The organism is Mesorhizobium sp. M0159, assembly GCF_040322295.1.
Lineage (GTDB): Bacteria > Pseudomonadota > Alphaproteobacteria > Rhizobiales > Rhizobiaceae > Mesorhizobium.
On sequence record NZ_JAMYTF010000120.1, the window covers coordinates 1 to 2,906 of the forward strand.

General features: G+C 58.4%; 3 protein-coding genes and 1 pseudogene. 3 read left to right on the forward strand and 1 reads right to left on the reverse strand.

Annotated features, from left to right (window positions below):
• Nucleotides 1–289: 289 nt before the first annotated feature.
• Nucleotides 290–862: a DUF1003 domain-containing protein gene (locus NKJ32_RS35220; protein ID WP_352643567.1), complete on the reverse strand. Its 573-nt coding sequence runs from the start codon at nucleotides 860–862 to the stop codon at nucleotides 290–292.
• 286 nt (nucleotides 863–1,148) lie between these two features.
• Between NKJ32_RS35220 and NKJ32_RS35225 the strand changes: the two genes are divergently transcribed.
• The 3 genes and pseudogenes from NKJ32_RS35225 to NKJ32_RS35715 all read left to right on the forward strand — a co-directional run.
• On the forward strand, nucleotides 1,149–1,487 hold the full coding sequence (locus tag NKJ32_RS35225; protein ID WP_352625708.1) for a cupin domain-containing protein: 339 nt from the start codon (nucleotides 1,149–1,151) through the stop codon (nucleotides 1,485–1,487).
• A 436-nt stretch (nucleotides 1,488–1,923) separates the two neighbouring features.
• Entirely contained in the window at nucleotides 1,924–2,358 is a 435-nt protein-coding gene (locus tag NKJ32_RS35230) for an SAM-dependent methyltransferase (RefSeq protein ID WP_352830548.1), read from the forward strand.
• Nucleotides 2,286–2,750: pseudogene (locus NKJ32_RS35715) on the forward strand (hypothetical protein); the annotation flags it as partial. The gene NKJ32_RS35230 and the pseudogene NKJ32_RS35715, both read left to right, overlap by 73 nt.
• Nucleotides 2,751–2,906 lie beyond the last annotated feature (156 nt).

Here is a 2,906-nt window from a genome sequence, read left to right on the forward strand (position 1 = left end):
TCAGCGTCTCAAATTCACCACGATGACGCCGCCGAGCGCCAGTGCGCCGCCGTCTGGCGCCGGTCTGGCGATCGTCAAGGCCGGCAATGTCGAGCGCATTGTTAAAGCTGCCCGGAGTCTTTCGTGCCGGTCGCATCTGGATTGATGGCGATTTCGCCCTCAAAGCAAGCGCTCTGTGGATGGCCACACATCGAGCCGTTTTTCGCGGTGTGATCCTGCGGTGCGGGGATGACGGGCAGCCGTGCAGGCAGGAGTTGGCCAACCACGCTAGCCACTAAGCCGCTAATGCTCAGCCGAGCGTTGGCTGATCTCCTGCCTCCACGATCTTGTCGAGAACTGCTTCGGGCGCCACATCGCGCTTCAGTTCCTTCAATTCCTCGTCTGCTTCCGTCTGGATGTCTAAACGCTTGGCAATCTCCTCGACCATCTTGATCAGCTTGGTCGTCTCGTGTTCGTTGAGCAGGCTAACCTGGAGATCGAGATCAGCCCGCGCGTCATCTTCAGCGGCCATTCGGTTCTGGTTGATAAGCACAAAGGTGGAGAGAAATATTGCCTCCACGGACGCGAGCATGGCCAAGATGACTAAAGAAGGATCCCAAGCCTGAACGGTCGGAGCGATACCAGTGTTAAAGGCGATCCAGCCGCCAAAGAAAACGAGATGGATGTAGACGAAGATCATGCTGCCGGCAAATCTGCTGATTGCGGCGGCGGCCCTTTCCTCAAGAGAAGCTGCTTTCGCCTCTCGCCTTCTACGCTCGACGAGAGCGTCAATGTTGCGGGCCAACGCCGGAGCTAGCCCTTCCGCGGCCGGCGCAGTCGGAGTGCCGCGAGCCATATCGTTCGAGGTGAAGCTGGGGTGCATAGGTCGCTCCTAATCTTTACACCTAACAATGCATTTTGAATTTTGCTCCATGACCCCAAGGCGACGGCTAGATCGCATGTATCGACAGGTACTTTTTCGCGGGAGGTAGAGTCGAACGCGTAAAGGCGGGCCTGACCTGATGCGTTATGATTGGCCCATTGGAGAAACTGGGCGCCGCATCCAAGCACCGATCGCCTGCATGAAGGTGTAGGGCCGGAGATTGCCCGCGTGGCATTTCTCAGCGCCGCCAAGGAAGCGAAAATCTTGAACGCCTGACATCTCCCGAATGCACGTTGCCATCCTGGGCTGTGTTCGCGTGTCGGCGCGCCGATGCCTGGCGTCGTCTCGGCGCTCTCGGTCGCATTCGCGCGCCGGTCCGCCGGTGCACGTACACCACAATGAGGACGAGGTAATCCATGTGATCGAAGGAGAATACGAATTCTGGCTCGATGGTCAGTTCATGGTAGTGCCTGCGGGCACGTCGATCTTCTTACCCCGCGGCGTGCCACACACGTTCCGCGTCGTGAGTGCCGGGCCAGGGCGCAACCTCACGATCCTAACACCTGGCGGGCTGGAGGAATTCTTCGTCGAGGCGGCCGCTCGCGAATTGCGCACTCCTGATTAAATAACGGAAGTGGCGGAACTTGCAGGCTGCTATGGGATCGAGTTCCGTGCACCGGCCAAGTGGGCCGACTAAGTTCGAAGTTCCTACAAGAAGCCGCATGGCGAGGTGGCGCGGTGTTCCAGCACATCGCCTCGTCATGGCGGTTCTGAACGGGCGCCCCGATGTTCCGTGGGAATTGGAATCGGTTGTCATAATCGTCTCAATATGTTTGAGCGACTAACGTCGGCGTTGGGCAGGAAAGAATGCGCAGCTTCGACCTCCAACGCCGTGCCGGCAAGGTCTGCTTTCCAAAAGCTGTGTCCACCGCCGAAATTAGGCGAAAGCGGCAATAGATGTGCCGGGCGCGGGGTCGGGACGGTTCAATTCACAGCCGCTGATCTTGACGCCGTCCGACCTTATGCGAAGCTGATATGGTCATTCGATCTGGGGGCAGTGAATGTCGTCATCGCATTATACGCATGGATCAAGTGAAGCCGAGCAGCAACGGCTGACGGCTTTAAACAAGCGTCTTAATCAACGATGTCTCGACGCTGCACAGCTGGTTGTTGGCGAGCGGGTGGTCGATTTCGGTGCTGGGTTAGGGCAGTTTTCGAGAATGATGGCGCGGGCCACCGGTGTTCCGGTTTTGGCTTTGGAGCGAAGCCCGGAGCAGATAGCGGAGGCGCTACGACAGGCCGACGCCGATGGGGATTTGGCATTTCTGGAGATGAGGCGGGGTGACGTGCTTGCTCCACTTCTTACCGACAACGAGCCGACAACGAGCTTGGACAGTTCGACGTTGCTCATGCGCGGTTCGTTCTCGAGCACCTACCTGACCCGTTGCTGCTTGTGCGCAACATGGCCGGCGCAGTGCGACCGGGCGGACGGGTGATATTGTCAGATGACGACTATGATGGGCTGCGGCTCTGGCCCGAGCCACCGGGATTTGCCTCACTATGGCATGCCTATCAGCGAACCTACGACCGACACGGCAATGATCCAATCATCGGACGTCGCCTTGTTCAATTGTTGCATCAGGCCGACTTGCGTCCACGACGTATCACATTTGTCTTTTTTGGCGCATGCGCCGGCGAGCCTGACTTTGAGGCAGTTGTCCGGAACATTGCGAGCATCATCGATGAAGCGATGGACGATATCGTCGCTATCGGATTGCCTCGCCAATCCGTCACTGCGACGCTCGACGCCCTGATTGATTGGAGCAAGGAGCCGGACTCGGCCGTCTGGTTTGGAATGTCTTGGGCTGAAGCCGTTCGACCGGGCTAGTCGATGGGCTCTTGTGGTTCGTTTTGCCGTAACCAAGAGGTAGATTTCTGAACAGCGCGTCGTCATGGTCCGGTAGCGCTCGCTGCCATTGCGGCGGTAGTCCTTGACGCGGAATGTGACGCCCGCCTCGTCGAGCGCGATCAACCGGCTGTTGGA

What these genes read in the sequence shown, in the direction of transcription:
- NKJ32_RS35220 (WP_352643567.1), bottom strand. Translation starts at nt 862, where the DNA reads ATGCACCCCAGCTTCACCTCGAACGATATGGCTCGCGGCACTCCGACT.
- NKJ32_RS35225 (WP_352625708.1), top strand. Translation starts at nt 1,149, where the DNA reads ATGCACGTTGCCATCCTGGGCTGTGTTCGCGTGTCGGCGCGCCGATGC.
- NKJ32_RS35230 (WP_352830548.1), top strand. Translation starts at nt 1,924, where the DNA reads ATGTCGTCATCGCATTATACGCATGGATCAAGTGAAGCCGAGCAGCAA.